Source organism: Mastigocoleus testarum BC008, assembly GCF_001456025.1.
Lineage (GTDB): Bacteria > Cyanobacteriota > Cyanobacteriia > Cyanobacteriales > Nostocaceae > Mastigocoleus > Mastigocoleus testarum.
Genome location: NZ_LMTZ01000162.1, coordinates 156175 through 178829 on the forward strand (window position 1 = coordinate 156175; position 22655 = coordinate 178829).

Consider the following 22655-nt stretch of genomic DNA (forward strand, 5'->3'; position numbering starts at 1 on the left):
TTATAAGTCTATTCCTCAAAAGGAGCTATTTGAGGGACAGGACCATCTGTACCACCAGTTTTTAACACTAACTTTCTTCCTTGACGGTCAAAAGCATTTCTTCCGGGTGTTAGTCTTACACTTGCAACTCTGTATCCTTGACCAATAATTTCATCATATTTGACTAATGGATGACGTACTCTACGTCTAAGTTTAAAACAACGTCGGAAACTAAATTGTCCTTTTGAACGTAAAAAAGATTTCCTTCTTCCAAGATTGAAGTCAACTCCACGATTAGTTCTGTTTATGAGAGTATACCTATAACAACGTCGTCTAATTTTGGTCGGGCGTATTTCTTGTGCAATTGCACTATCAAGAAATATCATTCCTCCTAACATTGATGCTAAAGCTGCACCACCAAATAGAATATGCTTTAGATTTATTTTTTTTGTTGTATTTTTCATAGTTTTAGCTTTAAATAAAGAATTGAAATAAATAGAGATTTTCGCTTTTTTACTGACTATTTATTTATTTCGTAATACCAATCTATCCTTGAGATATCGGGTAATAGTTACGTATTTTTCGGAATTAAGAGACAAAACAATTAAGTATTTTTAGATTTTCACACTTTGGGGTTGTTATATCCTGTTTTTATAAGTTTTTTTGGAAAAAAATTAAATGCAATAACGATAGCAAATAACTGTCTAAACAATTACTCACTACCACCATCATTAATATTTGCTAGATCTACTCGAATAGACTCTATTTAAAACTCAAATTTTAGTGATTTTAATTTTTGTTAGCAAAGCTACTTTGACTTTCACGTAGCGTTACAATTGCTATATTACTTCGACTTTCCTTGGTTTTATCTTTAGTTTTAGACGACTTTACAGCGTTGTGCTTTCCTCCAAGCATCTGGAGTATTGTTATAGTAACCGTGAAACTGTTCGTAGAAATGATTGATATTTTGATAACCTACATCTAAAGCAATTTGCTTCACTGAGTGGTTAGTTTCTAAAAGTAAACGCTTTGCTTCTACTATCCGACGTTCGACAATCCAATTATTAACTGTTTTCCCTGTCAGTCTTTTTACTAAATCAGTTAAGTAAGCAGAGGAATAACCCACAGCTTGAGCTACTTTTTTTAAACTAATAGGTTGATCGTAATTTAATTCAATAAACTCAAATACTTCCTTTAGTCTAGAAGTCGATGGGAATATAGACTCAGAGTAATTTGATTTTTTACTTGCTTCAGTACTATAAATCTTCTTATCTGCTAACTGAATTTTAATAAAGTCATTTTTTGCACTAATAACCTCAAATCCTGCCTTTTTTAGGCATTTAACTACAAAATTTTTGGTTTTAGTATGTTCATTGTCGAATACAATCTTAATCATTGTCTCTTGAATACTTGAGATAAATCATAGGTGATCCTATTATTTCTTCACTTGAGAGCAACCCTATTTATCTCAAATAGTCTATTTTTTAATAAAAATTATTATTTTATAACCTACTTGTATGTATTATTTGGATGTTTTCCCTTGGGTAACGACACCACATCTGAGATCCTTTATAGCTTCCGAACTGGGGATACAATAAACCTGTACTGATTTAATTGCAGCATCATCACGAAATTCCTTTGTTTGGTTATATTCTCCTTGTTGAGATTTGTAGATACCTGCAAAGTTGTTAGGTGATGTTGAGGGACGAAAAGCGATATTTTTGGGTTGATTTGCAAAACTGACAGACTCTCGAGACTCATTAGCAGTGCTGTAAGCTAGAGTTGCTTCACCGTAAGCAGCTTGTGCATCTTTAATTGTTGTTCCGACCCCTATTCCTTTATCCGTACGATAATCAGGGTTGTCAGTAATTATTGTTGTAATAACATCGGAATCAGAGAAAGTGGTGTTAGCGGGATAGATGATGTGATATTGGGTGTTTCCATCTTTATTCACAGAAATTGCATCAAAATCTACCATGAAAGGTGATTTCACCTCAAATTTGACTTCGGAACCTAAGGATTTTTTCAGTTCCCCGTAAGTCATTCCTAAGCGCGCATCACCAATTCCTTGGGGAGATATGAGGTGGGAAGAATTGACCTTAGTTGTTTTAGGTGATGTCGAAACTAGATCTGTGCTTGGACTTGCTGAGGTTTCTTCGGAAGTAGTTGTAGAAGTAGGTGGGCTACAACTAGCGAGGGTTACTAAGATGCTGAGAACAAATAATGGGTAAATAAACAGGTTCTTGATTTTATTATTTTCGCTGCTTGATAAAGTCTTAATCATTCTCTATGGGATGTTATTTGAGATAAATTAGGGTTTATTTTACAGTTGAGCGACTTAAGAGCAACCCTATTTATCCGAAATACGGTAAATATTTAATAAAAGTTTGTAAAACTTGGAAGTAAAAACAGATATACCCAAATACCGTAAGCAATGGATGCAATTACTAAAAAATACCCGAATTTAGGTAAATCGGGCTCATGATTCTGAACGGGTAGGATTTGATAGATTTCTGTATGAGAAATTATTGAGAGAAGTAGGACTGGAAGTTTTTAAATAGGTATGTTGATATAGCGATCGCCCGCAGATTTGTGAATAGATAAATCCTGTAGAGACGTTGCATGCAACGTCTCTACAATCTTGATTCTCATGAGTGATTTAGGATTACTATATTTCGCTATGACTGAACTATATTTATCTATATCCCGTACGGTAAATTACTGATACTAAATCCGGTTTAATTACCCCTTTTTAGAATGAGAGAGGGAAGTGTGGAAAGTGTGGGGGAAAATCCCAAAAAATATAAAGGGGTTTTAAAAATCGGATTTGGTATGAGGTAATGATTGAAAAAATTGGAGCCTAAAAGCCCTCAGTTTCTCCTTTTACTGGATCTGAATTTTTGAACTTTAACTAAATGCTCCATTAGCAATCACCCGACCCATTTTTTGATACTCCCGTCGAGCCGCCCAGAGTAGGTGATTCATTCCTACTGTACCGCCATCATCGGCTGCAAGGAAGGCGGCTGCGAGGGCTATGTTACGGATGTTACCACCGGCTATTTCGAAGCGTTCTGCCATCAAGTCTAAGTTTAAATCTGGGTTGCGGGGTGTGTCATCTGGCCAAATTTTTTCCCAGATGCGACGACGCTCTTTTTTATTGGGAAAGGGAAATTCCAGGCTGAAGTGCATCCGACGAATAAAAGCGTCATCCATATTTCCCCGCAGGTTGGTGGCTAGAATTACCATTCCTTGGTATTCTTCCATTCGTTGTAGGAGGTAGCTTACTTCGATATTGGCGTAGCGATCGTGGGAGTCACGAACTTCACTACGTTTACCAAATAGGGAGTCTGCTTCGTCGAAAAACAAGATTGCATTGCTGCTTTGAGCTTCGTTGAAAATTCGAGATAAGTTTTTCTCGGTTTCGCCGATATATTTACTGACGATGCTGGAAAGGTCTATTTTATAAAGGTCTAATCCCAATTCTCCGGCAATAATATCGGCAGACATGGTCTTACCTGTACCTGGTAAACCGGCGAAGAAAATGTTTAATCCTTTACCCATTGCTAGTTTGCGATCGAAGCCCCATTCTTCGTAGATCAGTGCGCGGTATTTGAGGGTGTTACAAATTTCTCGCAAGATTTGCAGTTGGTCGCTAGGGATAATAATATCACTCCACTTATAATGGGGTTCAATTTTCTTGGCGAGTTTGCTTAATTTACGGTTGGATTGCAGGCGACAAGCTGCGTACAAGTCGTCTATTATCAAGTTTTCCTGTCCGGCTTCGCGCCATTGGGCTAGGTTGCGGGCGGTGGCTGTTGCGTCTTCAATTTGACCACCACTAAAGCGGAATTTACTGGCTAATTCTTTCAGTTCTGTTTCGGAAGCAGGATTTCTTTTACTGTTTAAGTTCTTTAACTTTAAGTTCTTTGATTTTAAATTTTTCTCCCACAGTTGTACCCGTTGGTTGGTGGTAGGATAGGAAAATTCCACTCGTAGGAAACTGACATTTTTTAATGCGTCTGTTGGTTCCCAAATTATGTTTCCAGCGAGGAAAGTTAGTGGAATTTGTTGCTCTTGCTCTGACCATTGCTGTAAGAGTAAATTCAGCCACGGGTGTTTTTCCTCTTCGAGGAAGCTATCAAAGCCTTTCCAATATAAGGCTGCTTCTTGTAAGATTGTTTCACGATGGATTAAGCTAATTGCTGTTTGAAGTTCCCTTGGTTCAAGTTTGAGTAGTTGTTCTCCATCAACTATTAATAATCCTGTACCTAAGTTGTTGCAGATTGCTTCTGCTGTTGCTTGCTTACCGACACCGTAGTCACCCTGGAAGTAGAAGATAAAGTTGTTTGTAATTGCTGGTTTTTTCTCAATTAGCTTTTGGAAGCGTTGTTTGGTCTCATTTGGTAGTAATAAGTCTTCTAGGTTTTGTTCTGGTGTTTGATAATTTGTATAAAATTTGATTTGAGAGTCAATTTCGTTATCATCAAGTAAATAATTGACTATACGCTCTTCAATTTTTAGATATTTACTCAGCAGTGGTGCTTGAGGTTGAGATGGATCGTTGAATAAATTTAATAGGTGATGTTTTAACAGGGGAGAACTGGGAGTCAGGCTTTGACGGGCTTCTAGTTTGGCTTCTAAGTTGGGAGAAAGTAAGTTTAAAACTAGGTCTACGCTGGGTCGTTTTTTGGTGACATCACCGTGGAGGTAAGCGTAAAGACTTTCGTAGCGTAGGTCGAGTTCTGGTGCTAAACAGATCAGGAGGATATCAACATCGGTAGGGGTAAGGTCGAAGTCATGGGTGAGGGATTCTAGGCGTAATTTTATGCCTTTTTTTGTGCTTTCTGCCTGGCGTTGAGCAATATCAGCAGCTAAACTATCAAATACAGTTTTGATTTCGTCGTTAGATAATGGTGTTTCCGCAACAGCCCAACGGGGTACTCCGATTGGTATGGTGAGTAGTTCTTCTAGTTCTTGTTCGGATATATATAGTCCTTGGAATTCGGGATCGGTTGACTGGAGTTTTTGCAGTCGCTGGAGTTGGATTTGGATGAGTAAGTCGATTCTTTCTAGGTTCGCAAGTATGTGTTGTAGAGAAGTTTTGTAGTGTTTCATAATACAGCATATTCATTATGAATCATGTATTTACTTGTGTTTTGATTTACTCATCTTTATCGACTAAAAAGTTAATTTCCGACATCCAGTCTGTATCTGCAAATGAGGGTATTTTAAAAGAACTTAAAGCTTTTTCCACTGCCTCTTCTGCGGATTTTTTTATTTCTTGTTGGCGTTTTTCTTCTAAACGTTTTTTTCGTTCGCTGAAGAAATCTTGGCTTAAAGATGTGTAAAATTCATAGATTACTTGTGCTAGTAATTCAGGATTATCTTCTATTTTTTCTTCTATTTCTCCTAATTTGTTAATAAAATCTGGGAGACATTTTTCGATATTTGACTCGGAGAATATTTCTTCGAGCATTTTGGGGATTTCTTCTAGACTATCCTCACTGATTTTGATTTGTTCAAATAGCTTATTTAATTCTTTTTCGAGATGAGTATTAGCTTCTTCTTCTGTTATTTCAAAGGAAGAAATTGCTGTTAGTGCTACTTTCTTTTTTTTACCAGTGAGGTTAAAAAGGGTGAAATTTCCAGGGGGAATATTCTGGTTTTCGGGAATGAGAAAGTAGCGCGATCGAGTGGAGTCGATCCAGAGAGCAGGGGTATTTTTGTTGTTCATAAAAACCTCTAATAGTCTATCATTGTAGCTATACTTTCTATGCTTGATATTTAGCTGGGGTCGATCTCCATTGCATCCCCATTGGATTCAGAATTATTGTCAGTTCTTGTTGCTTGTAACCACAAATAATCTTGCTTAGCAACCTTGGAAGCCCATGGTATGTTCCAGTTCGAGATTTGCTGTGGGTTGAGAATTTGGTTTGGGTTCTGGGTCAGATATTGTTCCATTTGTTGCCAGCCATCTGCATAATCTTGCTTAGCCTGGTTGAAAGCGGGATTTCTATCCCAGTCCCTGTTTCCCCATCGGATAGAAGCCAAGCCAGTTTCATAATCTTGCTTAGCCTGGTTGAAAGCGGGATTTCCATCCCAGTCCCTGTTTCCCCCTCGGATGGAAACCAAGCCAGTTTCATAATCTTGCTTAGCCTGGTTGAAAGCGGGATTTCTATCCCAGTCCCTGTTTCCCCATCGGATAGAAGCCAAGCCTTGTTCAAAAGTCTCTTTCAGTCCTAGATAATTTGCCTCCAGATATGCAAGCCCCATAGTTCCTTGTTCTGCTTCGCCCAATTTCGTTCTAACGTCAGTAAAAATTTTGTCATTGTTTGCGTTATTTTGTGAGCTTTCGATTGCTTGTTGGTCTGGAGGAGAAGGTGGAGGAGTTTGATTTGTTGATGGTGGATTACTGCTGCTGGATTGATTAATTGAGGCTGTGATTTTTTCGTTTAATGTCTTTTGTAACAACCGAACTTCGTTCTTGTCTATATCCCCCCTGGTTGCATCCATGATGTGGTCAAAAATTTTGTCTTGATTATGCTTGTTTAAAATCTTTATCCTCATAAAGTCTGCTTGCCCTGTTTTTGGATTTATGTAATTCGTGAATTTAAGTAAGAGATCGTCACGAAAATTAGATTTTCTGAAAACTTCTTCTATTGCTAATTGTTCTGTATTTTGATGCAGCGATGCTGGCCAAGCATTTGTTATACGGGTATGACCTCCCGTTCCAGCTCCCATCATATGGGATATCTCTAAATACCACTTTGTCTTACCTGAAGAAAGAGTAGCCCATGTTAGACGGTTGTTTTCTGTCAATTGTTGTTCTAATGCACTTCTGTGTTGTTTTTGAGCATCTGACCACCCCCTTGGGCCGCGAGTTATGAAAATTGGAAGACCACTTGTTTTCCCTCCTTGGTTTTTCCATCCGTTTTGTCTTTCTCCTTTTACATGAACCCTTTCCAATTCTTGTTTCCACTGTTTATTTTGTTTATTTGTCAGATATGGCAGTTCTTTCAACAAGCCTAAATCTTGTGGAGTTCCCTTCTTGTAATAATTTTTATCTGGTATGTTCATTTTGGTATAGGGATTGCCCTTATCGTCAAACACTACTAGATAACCATTTATTTCTTGTTTATTGTTTGGAAATTTAGCGGCCAAATCTTCAATTTTATATTCATCAACTTTTGGTTGTACTGCTCGTCCTTTGGCTCCTCCAAATCCTCCACTTGTGCGCGGCAACTGCGATTTATTTTGTTCAAGCCAATCGGAAGCTTCTTTAAATGCTTTTCTATCTGTAGTTGGATCGATCATGTCAATCCAACTATTGCCGTAGTTATGCTTTAAACTGAGAATTGACACCTGTAGTGTTTCGTCTTCAGAAAGCTCTGTGTTTTGTTTGATAAAACTTTTCCATTTTTCTCTTAAATTATTTTCTGATAATCCCCCATGCTGGACATTTATTTTGTTCTTGTGAAATTCTTTTTGCTCAAGAAAATAAAGATACCCCCAATCCCTTAAAGTATCAAAATCATTTGGTTTTCCGAGAATTGATGATAGACTTTTCTTTTGGCTCGATCCGTCTAATTCGTATTGAGTTATAATTCCCTCATTCAAAAGTTTCAATAAATCTCTTATTTGAGTTGGAGCTAAACCGTTAGTTAAATCTTTTTGTATATCTTCTATTTTGCGATTATCTATTAGGTTTTTAATATCCTTGGGTGACAAAGTTAAATCTAGATCCTCAAGATCTTTCAGAATGTGATTGGCTCGATCGAGTTTTATATTTTCATCATTTTCTTGGTTAATCTTATTAATTTCATCCTTTAAGTTGTCACTCTTGATTTTCTCGTTTATTTTGTTTATTTCTTTCATTACGTCTTCACAACGCGAGCAGCGAATCACGCGACCATCTTGAAGAACTTTGATCTCATGTCCATCATCCGTCTTCTGTTTTGCAACCACACCAGGGTCGTTAACAGGATCGATTTCTGGTTTATCATAGTGAATGCTGCGATCGCCAGATTTAATTGTCTCAGGTGTTTTTTCCGTATCTAGTGGTTTGATTTCTGTAGTGCGCCCTGGAGTATTATCTGGAGTATTATCTTCAAGAATATCCCTTTCTCTTGTCGTCATTGGTACATCAGCGTCGGGTTGTAAACCTCTGGGTGTTTCTGTGTCTGCTAAGGGGCGATTACTAGATGTGCTAACGTCTGCCTCACTACGGCTACCGCCAAAAGCATTCTTAATCGGTCTTGTTACCGCAGAACCAACCCGCTGACCAAATTCAGCCCCACTTCTTTGGTAATTCTCAAACCCTTGAGCAAAGTTTTTGATTTTTTGACCAGCCCAAGAATCATATTTACTATTACGCTGTTTAGCGTTTTCTACATACTTCTTACGTTCATCTGGTTTTAGTTTGGAAAGTTGCTGAAGTTTTCCTGGATCTATCCCCGTTTCTTTTGCCAGCACATTGATTTCGTGGGGTTTCATACCAGGAAGCTTGTTAACCAGATCGGGGTTCTTATTAAAAGTATCAGAAACCTTAGCCCTATTACTAATTCCTTGTAGCTTATTTATCGAACCATCAACACTTGCCCCAATTGCCAGACCCATAAGAATTCCTTCAGCGGTAATTTCTTCGCCTGTCGCTAAATTGCCAACTATCTCACCAGTAATATCAAAAATAGAATTAACTCCAAACTCCCAGAAAGCTTTAGTTGTTCCTACACCCAATTTACCTGTCTGAGCTAGTAACCTACCAGCAACACCACCAGCAGTACCAAATAAACCGCCAATAGCACCCATTAATGCTGCTTTGCCTGTATCTTCCATTAGGTCTTTACCATCAATAGCATTAAATGCTATTTGAGATAAAAATCCAGCTAAAGCTCCTACGGCAGGAAGAATTATGGCTTGAGCAACAAGACCGAAACCAGCAGTGAAAACTGCAATGACTATTGATGCAATAATGACAGCAATTATTACAAGACCTTTTAAGAATACATCCAACCAATTAACATCATTAACATCATCTTGGTTCTCTTCTTCCTCTTTATGGGCTTTGGCCACATAGTTTTCTATATCCGTTTCTAAACAACCTAATGTTCCACAAAGACTTTTCCTGAGTTCAGGTACACTCTTTTCTAGATCTTTCTTTATTCGTTTGCCAGTACAATCAAGCGAGTTAATTAAATCATTAATGGCATTAGGCAATTCTTTTTGTATGTCTTGAGTAAAATCATCAATTTGTGTGCTGTAAGCATCTAGTGATTTTGTAAATGCACAATTTGAACTATTATTTAAGTCGGAAAATAGCTTTCTGGCTTCTTCAAAAGCTATTTCTATTTCCTCAATGCCTACTTGAGCTATTTTATTTACAGCATCAATAAGTTGTAATTCCCCTAGTTTGATACTTTGCTCGCTAGTTGCAATACCTAGTTCGATTTTTTCTTGCACTGTAGCAATATCGTTATCAAATACTTCGAGTATTTCTGCTATAGTTATACTCAAATCTTCAGGGTGGGGAGCTTCCATTCCCTGAAATTTATTATAAGAATCCTGTAGAACATCAAGCAGCTTTGTTGCAGTTTGATTTACTCCATCTTGTAACGACGCGATCGCCTTTTGAGCATCTGTTTCAATTGTTGATACTTGGCGATCGCCGTAAACCTGTAATATTTGTAATTGAGCAGTTTCTTGTCGATCTAATGATTGTAGAGTCCCTTCTAGATATTGATTTGTCTGTTTCGTTTGTATAGTTCTGATGCAATCAGCATCTGCAACACTGGTTTTCCTTAATTCTTCTAAATTATCATAAGTCTCGCGTTCATTTTTAAATAATTCTTGGCGAATTTGTTTTGTTGCACAGCAAATACTTTCAATAATATCTTTTTTGCTATCTACAAGGTCATTAGCCTGTTTATTAGCTTGATTTTGTAGTGATATTTTATAGTTATCTGTAACTTCTCGAGCTATTCTAGCTTTATCTTCACCTGTTAGACTTTTATTTAATAGCTCAGCTAGTTCTTTTTGCTTATTCACAAAATCTTCGTCAGAAACACTGTCATCATCATCACCAGTAAAAGTACTGAATTCTGATGGAAAAGTTATTACGTCTGTCGATTTATTCGATTCGTCGAACATGTCCTGCTTGAGTTCCTGGAAGACTTTGTCAGCCTCTGCCTTTTCGTCTGCAACTTCTAGTAAATATCTTGTTTCATAACTCCCTCCAATCTTCTCTGCGTCGATCGCTGCAGTTGTACCAGCTGATACATAATAATCAAAAGTCTTACCATAACAAGTGTCAATATTTTCAAGTAATTGGGATTGTTTCTCTCTAAGTTCGGTAAATACTTCTGTGTATTTAGATCCGATAGTTTCGATGGCTACCCTATTTTTTTCGTTAATCTTGCCGACTTGTTCTCCGTGTTGTGTTTCAATATTGAGTTGAGTTTCTCTAGCTAGACTTTCTGCTTGAATACGTTTTTGTTTTACTTGAGCAGAAATGATATCTTTTTGTTGCTGGACTGTTGAGAGTACGGCTGCTTTTGCATTTTCTGCAGTTATATTAATACGAGTAGATATACTTTCTCCTAGCTCTGTAAATGTGTGTACTCGCAAAGCTGCGTCTGTCAAAAACTTACTTGCCATGCTGCTTGCAGTAGCTCTTTGCTTTTCTAAAACCGTAGAATTATTTTCTGTATAGGTTTTTTCGCCTTGGGGCAATTTAAAGTTTATTTTAGCCGCAGTTAGCCGAATGATTTTACCTTGTGTAGCTCTCAGCCCAGTTTGTACATCTCTAGGGTTGTTTATAGCTTGGACTTTTTCTGCTATTGTTTCTGAATTATTTGATTCCCCTGTTACCAAATTTTGTTGAGTGTTTGGGGCTGTTATGGCCGAGCTTTGTTGATTTAACTTTGGTTTTGCTTCTAGTGAGGTATTTGCTGAAGGTTTTTTATTTAAAGCTTTTGTACCTTTGTTAGCTGTATTATCTGGTTGATTAACGTTATTTTCGCACGTAGAATCTTGTTCTAGACTTCCTTTTTCTGCTTCAATAACTTCTTGTTTTCCCCCACCTTCTTCTCCTTCCTTTCCTTCCTCTTCCGAAGGACACTTTTGTTCATCAGAAGACTCTTCTTGTTCAGTTTGTTCCTCATCTTGCTTACCACAATCATCAGAATTTAAGTCAGCTGTACTATCATTTTCTGATGAATCTTCTTGTTCAGTTTGTTCCTCATCTTGCTTACCACAATCATCAGAATTTAAGTCAGCCGTACTATCATTTCCTGATTCACTTCCAGTAATGTCTTCAGCCGTACTGTCATTTCCTGATATACCTTCGGTAATGTCTTCATTGTTACCACAATTATCAGAACCTGAGTCAGCCGTACTATTGTTTCCTGATGGCTCTTCTTGTTCAGTTTGTTCCTTTTGTTTGTCACCTGTATTTTGCTCACCACAATCATCAGAACCTGAGTCAGCCCTACTATTGCTTATTGATGGACGTCCAGTAATGCCTTCATTAGGAATTTCTCCTTTGGATCTTTTTGATTTATTATTACAAGTGCTGGCATGAGTTGCTGTTGTTACCTCAGGTGCTTCTTTTGATACAGACCCACCCGATTCTTCTTTCGCTTGAATAACACCTTCTGCTTTCTCTTCTTGCTCGCACTGAGCGCAAGCATGCTGTACTTCAGTATCTTCAGATACCTCAGAAACTTTTACTCCTGCGTCTTCCTTCGACTTAACCCCATCGCCATTTTGCTGCACCACATGAGTCAACTCATGGGCTAATAACTCCTGTCCCTGCTTACTTTCAGGAGTATATTCTCCCTGACGGAAAAAGATATCTTGCCCGATAGTAAAAGCCCGCGCTTTGATAGAGCGTGTCAGCGCGTCTGCGTTGGCATCTGCATGAATCCTCACCCTGCTAAAATCCTTACCAAATGCCTGTTCCAGTTGTTGTCGAAGCTGCCCTGGTAGGGGTTGTCCCTTACCCCTTTGGCGTTGAATGGAACTAGTCAAATCTGGCGTGGCTTCTACCCTACCTCCAGTCGCCTTGCGCTGCACCATCAGGTCTTCATTGTCTGCATCTTCTGACATTTCTTCTGGATGCAAAGCCTCAGTTTCCGGCTGACGCTGCACCATCAGGTCTTCATTGTCTTCATCCCTTGACATTTCTTCTGGGTGCAAAGCCTCAGTTTCTGGCTGACGCTGCACCATCGGGTCTTCATTGTCTTCATCCCTTGACATTTCTTCTGGGTGCAAAGCCTCAGTTTCTGGCTGACGCTGCACCATCAGGTTTTCCTTATCTTCCTCCTCTGACATTTCTTCTGATGGTAAAGCCTCGGTTTCTGGCTTCATTTGAACCCGATCGTCTTTTTGCCCGCACCCGCTGCATTTTTGTTGTATTTGTGGAGAATCCGTTTCCTCTTCGACTTTGGCGCGTTCTTCTTTTGGTGCAGTCTCAGATTCAACTTCTGATTCACTCATCTTCTGTATCACCTGATGCGCCGTACGATCTGCTTCTTGCTCATACTTATCCCCCGCTTGACCAATAGTTAATTTTGCCTGAATTACTGGTTTTTCCCTTGGTGTAACAGATGTTTCCTCTTTATTAGCCCGGGCTATTTTCAACACCCGATTCACATAATCATTCCCATGCTGTTGCTGTAGCAGTAACAGTAATTCCTGTTTAGAAGATTGCTGACTTGCCGGAGCGCGATTTAAAATAGCAGCGTGCGCGCTAGGGTTAGGAGCATTACCCATCCGGGAGAGCTGCTTCAACAGTGGATTATATTGAACAGGGCTTGGACGAACAGCGCTCTTCTGGGTTAAAAGGGACTTTTTATTGGCAGTTTTTAGCTTTGGTGCATACATGGGTGGTGCGGGGGGGGTGAAGAATTAGTCTTGGGTATAAATTTGAGACGAGGAATGGAGAACCGGGAGCAGGGAGCAGGGAGCAGGGAGCAGGGAGCAGGGAGCAGGGAGCAGGGAGTAGATTTTATAAATCGATAAGGTATAGCTATATAAATAAATAATTTTGAACTTTGTAGAGACGTAGCATGCTACGTCTCTACGACTTATTCAACTAGGATATACCTGCTACGACCGCTACGCTCGATCGCACCTTCATTGACCAACTTATCTAGTTCGGTATCTACGCTGGAACGCTCCACATCCAATTCTCGACTGATTGCGGTCATAGTCATACCTTCGGGATTATTTGCAAGTAATTCTAGAATTCGATCTCTTAAAGAAGGTGCTTTTGCTCCAGCTATTACCCAGTAAACTACTTCCACCTCCTTGAGGTCAAGTTCGCTTAAATTGGGGTCGCAACCGTGAATTTCAAAGCTTTTATTATAGGGTTGTGGAACATAAGCAACATAGGTGCGCGGTAATTCAGGATGGGAACCAAAAACAAAACGCAACCCCGATTTATTATCTTGTTCTCCTAAAGTGGGAGTAAAAACAGGAGGAACAGTAGCAGGTAATAAAGGAGCTAACATTACTGAAAAAGGTTCTTCTGGATTGAGTTCATTAATCTCAACGGTGACAGGTTGGAGAGAACCCTTGGGTAACTCCTCATTAGTTGTCAATTCCAACACTTCCTTACCCGTAAATACCCGGCTACGGTTTTGAGTACTTGGTTCGGTCATTCCAGAAGCGAGGGTAAAATCAAATTGTTGTGGTTCCTCTGTTGGGGTAATGGTAATACTTTCATCGGAAGATATGAAACTATTAGCATCAATTCTGGGAGTTGCGATCGCTTCTTTGGTTAAATCATAGACGTGGCTGAGCAGATCGTACAACATGGGATTACTGCGCAGAACGGGGCGATATTTTTGGGTTTCTTCCTCATTGAGAGTCGCTTCTCCTCCTTCTGAAATATCGACTACGGCTAAGGGAATTTGATCGTATTTATTTCGAGAACAAGTTTTTAATGCTTGGTTATGATATTGTCGGACTAGTTCATCTAACGATTCTGCAGTCATTTCAGAGTCAGAATTTTCAGTATCAGAATCTTCAGTATCAGAATCTTCAGTATCGGAATCCTTAGTTGGTGGTGCTTCAGAACTAAGGGAAAGACTATAGCTTTCTTCAATTCGGTTATAACGACCCTCTGATTCATCAGCAGAACCGTTTGCTAAATCTGCAACAGGTTCTTTAGAACGCTCATCATATTCAATATAGATGTATTTTTTACCCGGTGACTTGATTTCTAATTGCTCGGATTTGGTTTTGCTGACAACAATTTCACATCCACAGCGATCTAAAGCAACCCCTGGAGTTAAACTAACGCTGAGTAGATCTGTTTCCTGTTGCTCTTTAAGTTCAATTTCTAAACCGCAGACAATTCCTTCCCCCAAAATCAAACGATTGATGAGGTGATTTTTTTCAATACCATATCTTTGTTCCAGTTCAAAATCGCGAACCGTTAGCAGCTTACTATAAAAATATTTGTTCCGCTCAAAGGTTGATAAAGAGCATCCGTTATTTTTTACCATAGTGATTTCTCCTGTCTTTAATAATTCTGAATTCTTGTATCTGTTATTTATCCTTCTTGTAGGAGACGCGACATGTCTCGTCTCTACAATTCCTGACTCCTGTACAGACGCGACATGTCTCGTCTCTACAATTTCTGACTCCTGTACAGACGTAGCATGCTACGTCTGTACGACTTTTGACTTTTGACTTTTGAATTTTGACTTCAATTGAGCACTGTATCTAAACTTACTCTCGAACGTATTCCAATCTGTGCAAATTCTTCTGTGTCGGTTAAAGTACTATCCTGAGAAATTGCTGCTCCTTCCTGAAGACGTAAAACTGGCTCGAATATGCGGGTGTTAAACTCTAGATAGCTCTCCCGATCCAAAGCAATCCAAGGTTGTAATATTCTTACCGAGGCTTCCGTATAAGCTGGTTTTTCTGATTCAATTAAGCGTTGTAAGGTTTGCAGTTCTTTTTCGTTTTCGATATGAGAGTTATCAAGCAAAACCCAAAAACGGAAAGGGTTGTCGCCATAAAGCTGTTTCAATTCACTACGGTTTACTTGGTTATTAGCTGAACTATTAGCTAAGCTTGTTACTTGAAAAGGCTCAATGAGCAAAGGACGAGAGCCGGTAAAAATTTCTACAGTTCCAGCAATTCCTTCTCTAGTACCCCGCTGCTGGTAAAGTTGGGGAGCTTTTTGCATCAGTTGACGCAATTGTGCTGACGTCCAATTTTCATCTACTGCGATCGCTAACCAACCAGCTAACCAAGGTAAGAAATCTTCAGAAACTACCTCAGCATCAAAATAGCGGACGATATGGTCGATCTGTTTTTCTATATTGGTTAAACTAGTTTCAAAAATCGAGAGAAAGCGTTCGAGAAAATCGCGACTTTCTTCGTCTTCTTGATAGACCACCGGTAAGTAACGCAGGTAAGATAGACGAGGAAAGTACACCCGCAAACTTTTTAAAATTGGTGTTTCCCGCTCGTTACCGATCAGTTCTACTTTTAAATAAAGATAACGTCCAGCAGGTCCGCGAATCAGAGCATCTCGAGGATTAATTAGAGGTTCCGACCATTGGCGAATTTCGCGGGGGTCATCACTAATGGCATAATAAACTTTGATTTGGGTATTAGTTGGAATATGAGCATCTAATACAATTTTGTGCCAGCGTTGTCCGGGATTAGTGCTGTCGAGAACTTGGGAACGGAAAATTCCTGATGGTAATCTTTGCTGCTGCGGTCTTAACAACCGCTTTTCTCCCCGCAAAATATTGATTTCTTGACGTTTGGAATTAAAGATAAACAGACGATTGTTGCGATCAAGGACAAGTTTTGTGACCGCACCTCGATAACCCGCAACTAATTCAGTGATGTCCCCTGATGGGAAAAAGTGAAAAATGAATCGTTCTTCTTCTTCTCCCACACCTAAAGGACGGCGATCGCCAATGTAGAAATTTCCTTCCTCATCAAGTGCTAATCCAGAGGGTTCTATGCTTTGAGGAATTAATTCTCCTAAATCAAGCCTGGATTGAGATTCGGTGGGACTACCATCAAGGTTAAATCTCACCACTGTTTCCCCGTCGAGGACACAAATATGTTTATTATCTCGATTAGAAGTAAGAGTATTAGAAGTAAGAGTATTAGAAGTAGAAGTATTAGTAGCAATAATATTAGAACTAGAACCAAGAGCGATCGCTTTGGGTGATATCAGGTCACCCCTAGTAAATCCTGCTGTTGGTATTTCTTGTCCCGAGGGAGCATATTTTGCAATTAGATGTTCACCAATATTTAATAAAATATATAGTGTTCCATCGCGATCAGCGACCATATCGATCGGCTTCATCCCTAATGGAAGGGTCACCATCCATCGAACTTCCCAGTTAAGTCGATGAGCAAAAGCATAAATACGAGTTTGGTTTGACGGTTGAAATTCGTCTGCGACGTAAATAGTTGAGGGACTATAAGCAATATTGGTAGGAGAGTCGAATAAATCTTGGAGAAAATCAATGGACTCAGAATAGTTTTGCTGAGAATCGAACAAGACAATTTGTCGATTTTTAGCGTCAAGCAAATACACTTGAGCCAATTCTCCCACTGAGAAATCGACGATATCAAAACGTCTCAGTTGCTGCTTAGAGAAAAACCGCTCGGGGAAAAACTGCAAACCGGATCTGAGTTGGACTCCCTCGTCACCAACAGTCAAATTGTCCAGGTCTCCCCCTTCCCAATCCGCTTTTGTATTCAGAACTAAAAATTGAAATTCTTTTGGTTTCATCTCAACTCCTCCCAGAGACAATCTCGATTTGATGTCTCGTCGAATAAATTAAACTCTCAGGATGAATTGGAATATTTCCCAAGCGATCGACCCTGATTCCTCGATCTGTATCCCTAACCAGCAGTTGTAGATCTTCTACACAATCCACCCCTTCACTGCTGTTTTCAATCGCTTGATAAACTTCTGATTGATAAACAGTCCGACCAAAAGACCAACCTTGTCCTTGACGTCCCCCGGTCAAAGGATGTAAGAATTTTTGTTTGAGAAAATTCTCAATTTCTTCACGGGTTCGCTCTGGATTAAATTCAGACCAAATTCGCACAACCGCTCTAACACTCACCTCAACAAAGTGGGAAGGAATGACTTCTATTTGGGTAGTAATCAACCTATGTTTATTTAAATGTCGATGGACAGCTTGTAAAAACCCCGGACTTGGTTGAGTTGGTTTTGAGGTTTCACTGTAGGGTACGACAACAACTCTGACCAGGGAATTTGGTTCTTGTTCTTGCGGTAGAATTGCCTTAGCTCTAGCTACCCGCAGTCCAGGGGTGGAAAGAGTTAATTGCTCAAAATCTTCACTAGTAACAGCGCGATCTATTCTTTTGAGTTCTTTTCTTGCTCGTAGCTTTCCTTCTTCTAAGGATTCGTGGAAATTTCCTCCTAAAGCAGCTTTTTGATTCTTAACGGTGATGAATTGTTCATCCAACAGACCATAAGCTGGATTGCAAATCTCATTGATAGTATTAGCTTCTACATTTCCTTGCTCTCCCCTGACAAGTTGACAGGAAATAATGCGGATGTTGTACTCGTTCTGAGAATCAGAAACAGGAGGAATATTTCCATTGACTCCATCCCCAAAATAGATTTCACCGTTTTGTGGATCTAAAACATAATGAGGGTCTTCTGGTTGGGAAGCATCAAAATCATCAACTCGAATCCAATCACACCAATAATAATTATTATTAATTTTTTCTTTAACTTGAATTTGGAATGTTTTAGTAACAATAGGAAATAGTTCGAGGGAGAAACTTTGATTGGGTAATCCATTGCTGTGGAATAGACCCTGGGGATGATCTGAATCGGAAAAATAGGAAATTACTCTAACATTATTAATTGCTGCTGGGGGAATTTCTCCTCTAAAAGTAATCCTGATCGCCTCGTGATTTTCTGTTTTATCTAACTCATAATCATACCAATCTTGCCAATATTCATTTTTCCAATATCCATCTGACATCTTTACTTGGAGAATATTGTCACCTTTAAGAGTTAAATAAGAAGTAGGAAATAACTGCACAGATTCGCCATTACTGGAATAGGTTGTTACTTCCGTAAAAGTATCGATCTGGGTAGCTGATATAGTGTTGAGGAGAATTGAATTTATTTTCGGTGCTAGTTCATATCCAGCGCGATCGACCTTGATACGCAACCAATACATTTGTTCGGGAAATGGAAAGATATTCCGTACCCTCATGTCAATGGGAGTATGAAACCAAACCCGTCCACTCTGATATAAAACCTGGGTTTCATCTCGTTCTACCCGTAGTTTTTGCCAATATCCAGTTCCACCATAATATTCCCATTTCAGAGAAACTGAAGGGATAAAATCTACAGGTTGTTCTCCGTGAATACCTCTACCTACAGGATAATTTTCAAACAGATTAAAAGTTAGAGGAATAGTTTTGTAAGCGGGAAATGGTTGAGCATAGACAATTAACTTGTCGTTTAACTTATCGTCTTCTTTGGAAACATAAAAATAAATCTCACTACTTATTTCTGAGTTAGAGACGAGTTTAACTCGGTTGTTCCCCTCATCAAGTTCTAAAGTTAGTTCGCGATTCCCATCACGGATTGCAATTATTTTTCCATCATTGATTTTGCTAATAGCTTGGTTATCTAGATTTTTAACCCAACTGATTCCTAAATACTGGTTTAAATACTGCTTTAATCTTTCTGTATCAGCATTTTCCTCAGAACTGGGAACTTTATCCCAGTCAAATAAATAGAGTGGATCGAATCCAAGATATAAGAAATTACCAACCTCAGCTGTTTCACCAAAAGCATAGAAAGAAAGTCCCTTCTGGCGATCGACATCGAGATTATCTTTGCGCTCCCTTCCATAAGAACTAATAATTTTTCCCAGTTGAGCGGGGACGAGCAATAGTGATTCATCTGTCTCAAAGACAACTTTTCCCTTAGTTGTTAGCTTCGTTTTCTGGGGAACCAGAACGGGTGTCAACATTTGCTGGTCAACCAAGGAAAAAGTGACATCGGTAGTAGCTGAATTCGCGTCTTTGAGTCGTACACCCAAGAGTTTGAGAAATTTGAGATAATTTTCGTCCCTGACTTGATCCAGATAATAACGCTGGATTTCAGTCAACCAAGCAAACAGCTCGATGAAAGTGATACCAGGATCGTGAGTATTATGATCCGTCCAATTGGGAGCATTGCGGGGAATTAATTTCCGCGCATCTTCCATGAATTGAGCAAAAGTTTTATCGTCTAACTGGGGTAAAGGTAGTGACATGATTGCATTTTCCGTTGATTGCTTAATTAACTGTAAATTCTGAAATATTAGATTCTGAAATATTTTTTGCTTTAACGCTAATTAGATGTTGACCGCTAGAAACTAATGTATAAGCAGGTAAATTAACTTCATCATCTGTAATATTAGTAATCAAAGATTCGACACGATCTAAACCGGGAATAGATCCTAATAAAGCATAAAAATCAGATAAACAAGGTAAACGTCCAAATTCCCATCCTTGGTTAGAGTATCCACCGGTCAAGGGATGGAGAAAAGCATTAAGGATTTCCATCGCTCTAAGTTTTACATTGGATATAGCTTCAATATCATCTGCGATCAGTACCGTCTCAATTACCACCTCAAAATAAATCGGACCGCTGACTCGCAGATGTTTGGGTGAAGTAACAACATTTGCAGTATGTTTTTGTAAATATCTCTCAACTTGCTGTCTTAGCAGTAATGAAGGTTTAGGTTGAAGTTCACTACTGTTGGGAACAACAATCAGGGTTACCCAACCAAGTTCATAGTTTCCTTGATCATTAAAATTTGGTAGACACTTGACTCGGGAAATACTGCGAGAAGCTTGACGAGTTAAATATTCAAAATCACTTACTGTTACAGCACGGTTGCGATGTTTCAATATTTGTGGACCGCGTTGTAAAGCTTTTTCTAGTAACTCGGTATCCGTACCCCCCTCTCCAGGTTCGGGATTAGTAACACTATCCACATAAGCGATCGAGCTTTTCAAAGCATTGATTTCAAAGCGTCCAATATTACCCTTTGTTCCACCTCCTAATTGATAATTGGCGATAATATTATTTGCACCTATCGGGGGTATTGCTCCCTGTGTACCATTACCAAACTTAATTTGTCCAAAAGTTCGGTCAACTTGATAATGACGGTCATTTTGGTCAGATTCGAGTAATTCCTGTTTAGGTTCCCATCTCACCCAAAATTCTTGGATATCTCCTCGGTTATCTTTAACTTCCCTAACTCTAATCTTGCGCTGACGGGAAAGATTTTTTTGCTCTTCGCTGGAAAGAGCATTAAACTCATTTACCCAAAGTTCTTCAGAAATTACAGGAGACTTAGAAAAAGTAAAAGTTTGGTCTGCTCTACCGTCGCTAGAACCAAGAATTTCATTATTAATCGTCTCTATTTGGGAAGCCCATGTTGTGTTTAAATCGATACCCTTAATTTTGGGAGCAGGAGCAAAATTTACAGCATTGTCTTGTCTATTATTTTTGTTACTATTAATTTTCTTTTCTGGCTTAAATTTGTCCTCTACATCAACAACCCGAATCCAGTAAAGTAATTGACCAAAGCGTGATATTTGGGCAAAATCAGAAGAACCAATAAATTCAACTGTCCCACTTCGAGTTAAACCGTTGGTTAGATCTTGAACTTCTAAAGGTACCCACTCACCTTTACCTTGTCTCCTGCTGTAATATTCCCAATTAAGTTGTGGTCTATTTTTCTTAGTATAAGCTTGTATCTCTAATGAAAAGAAAATACTAATTGGTCCTTTTAATGGAGGAGCATCAAAGCCAAGATAAAGAGATTGATGTAATACTTCAAGAGACTCAAAAGGTTTAAATGTAATATCAGTTGTTTTGCTTTCTTCAGTTTTATCTTGATACTGTAAATTATTAAAAGTTAAACAATAATCCAAAAGGCTAGCTTCCGGTACGTAAGTAATAGTAAAATCCTCAAGTAGAGGAGCATTAAATCTATACTCAGTAATATTTTCGTTATTTTCAGAATTAATTTGTACTACTTCTCTTCCATAAGTACCATTGATTAAACGTACCCGTAACCAATATTGTAATTCGCCATTAATTGTTGTTTTTTCGATATCTTCCGGACAAATAAAAGATAATTCAACAAAACTTCCATCTTGCTGAGTTAAGTTAATAATTGTTGCATCGGTTTCTCCTTGAGAGACATCTCCTTGAAATATAATCTTATCCCAGCTACTTCCATTCCAATATTCCCAAGAAAGGATAGGATCTTGAATTTCATTGCTGTGGTCTTCTTCTGGTTGTTTGATTTGAAATTGTAAAGTCAGAGTAACACCTTTTTTGGAAAATGCTTCTTGGTTCGCAAAGTAAAAAGTATCCAACTGTCGGGGCTGTTTACCAAAAGGATAAAACTCTTGGCTAGCATCAATCGGAACATCATTGTAAAATGCCTTATTGAGAGGAACACCTGCAGTTGTATCACTTATTTCTAAAGGTGTTGCTGTTACTTTGATAGTATCTATTTCAATAGTATCTAATTTATTTATTTCTAAACTTTCACTTTCTGTACTATCAATAATCACACAGCGAATCCATCGGCTTTTTACTTTGTTAACTTCCTTTTCTTTAATTTCATCATTATTGTTTTTAATAAAAGTAATATTGTTATCTACGATTTCATAATCATCAAAAGAATACCATCCTAAAATTTTAGTCTCTTGACTTTCTCCCCAATATTCCCATTGAACAAATTCAGAATTCACAAGCTGTTCTGGTGCGTTAGATATTTCTAGAGTTACGCGAACACTAGCGGTAATATTAAAAATATCCAAATGTCCCAGATACAAAATATGTTCTTGTTTATTCTTTCCTGTAAATAGTTCAAAATTTATGACTTTTTCAACTCTAGTATTTATTGTCCTATAGGAATTAATAAGTTTATCCTTAAGAGTAACTTTTTTCCCAGAAATATTATCTACTTCTACATACTCATTATTCGAGAATTTTTGAAATTCAAGAATGTCCCCTGGCTTAATTTCTAAAGTATTTTCTAAAAATAAACTAGTATCTCCTTCCCGGACATTAGATATTAACTTAGTAGATACGGGATTTAACCTTCCTTTCGCCAAAAAATATGGAGGTATAGAGAAAACACTATCCTCCATTTTCTTAAAGCTATAAGCATCAACCAGTTGAGCAGGAGTTGCTAAAATATTCCTTTCAGTCTCAAAATTAATGGAGTCACCACCTTGAGCAGATTGAGCAGAAACCGAAGTTTTTGCTGGGATCAAAATAGTTTTAACAGTGCCTTGACTGAGATAAAATGTTACGGGTACCCGAGACTGTTGAGCAGGTAATAATTGAACGCCAAGTATATCCAGAAAAGCAATGAAATTTTTCTCTGGAACTTGGTTTAACTGCTCAAGAGTACCTGTAATCATATGAGCAAAGATTTTAAGTAGTGCTGAATCTGGAGTATTATCATCAGCAACTAACCATTCCGGAGTATAGTAAGGAATTAAATTCCGGATTTCTTGTAGTATATTTGCAAATTTTATTGTGTTAATTTTTGGTGGTGCTCGCATTTTTTTACTATTCAAAAAATCACAATCATTATTGTTATTAAAATTTATATTTT

Annotated in this window: 10 protein-coding genes; all 10 read right to left on the reverse strand. The window is 38.4% G+C overall.

The features are described from left to right. Nucleotides 1-8: 8 nt before the first annotated feature. The gene (locus BC008_RS43715; protein WP_058184121.1) at nucleotides 9-443 is read right to left on the reverse strand and encodes a hypothetical protein; all 435 of its coding nucleotides are present in this window, start codon (nucleotides 441-443) and stop codon (nucleotides 9-11) included. A 413-nt stretch (nucleotides 444-856) separates the two neighbouring features. Continuing rightward, entirely contained in the window at nucleotides 857-1375 is a 519-nt protein-coding gene (locus BC008_RS43720) for a helix-turn-helix domain-containing protein (protein ID WP_027845371.1), read from the reverse strand. A gap of 126 nt (nucleotides 1376-1501) precedes the next feature. Further along, nucleotides 1502-2263, reverse strand: coding sequence for a hypothetical protein (locus tag BC008_RS50995; RefSeq protein WP_063800833.1), 762 nt, complete (start codon nucleotides 2261-2263; stop codon nucleotides 1502-1504). A gap of 623 nt (nucleotides 2264-2886) precedes the next feature. Beyond that, complete coding sequence (locus tag BC008_RS43730; RefSeq protein ID WP_027846769.1) at nucleotides 2887-5094, reverse strand: AAA family ATPase; 2208 nt, start codon at nucleotides 5092-5094, stop codon at nucleotides 2887-2889. 46 nt (nucleotides 5095-5140) lie between these two features. Next, on the reverse strand, nucleotides 5141-5713 hold the full coding sequence (locus BC008_RS43735) for a hypothetical protein (protein WP_027846770.1): 573 nt from the start codon (nucleotides 5711-5713) through the stop codon (nucleotides 5141-5143). A gap of 50 nt (nucleotides 5714-5763) precedes the next feature. Next, a complete protein-coding gene (locus BC008_RS43740; RefSeq protein ID WP_161938228.1) occupies nucleotides 5764-12768 on the reverse strand; it encodes an eCIS core domain-containing protein in 7005 nt (2334 codons plus the stop codon). A 296-nt stretch (nucleotides 12769-13064) separates the two neighbouring features. Then, a complete protein-coding gene (locus tag BC008_RS43745; protein WP_027841932.1) occupies nucleotides 13065-14489 on the reverse strand; it encodes a helix-turn-helix domain-containing protein in 1425 nt (474 codons plus the stop codon). Between the two features lie 203 nt (nucleotides 14490-14692). Further along, a complete protein-coding gene (locus BC008_RS43750) occupies nucleotides 14693-16753 on the reverse strand; it encodes a phage tail protein (protein WP_027841931.1) in 2061 nt (686 codons plus the stop codon). A gap of 1 nt (nucleotide 16754) precedes the next feature. Then, entirely contained in the window at nucleotides 16755-19277 is a 2523-nt protein-coding gene (locus BC008_RS43755; protein ID WP_027841930.1) for a putative baseplate assembly protein, read from the reverse strand. Between the two features lie 22 nt (nucleotides 19278-19299). Next, nucleotides 19300-22602: a putative baseplate assembly protein gene (locus BC008_RS43760; RefSeq protein ID WP_027841929.1), complete on the reverse strand. Its 3303-nt coding sequence runs from the start codon at nucleotides 22600-22602 to the stop codon at nucleotides 19300-19302. Nucleotides 22603-22655: the final 53 nt, after the last annotated feature.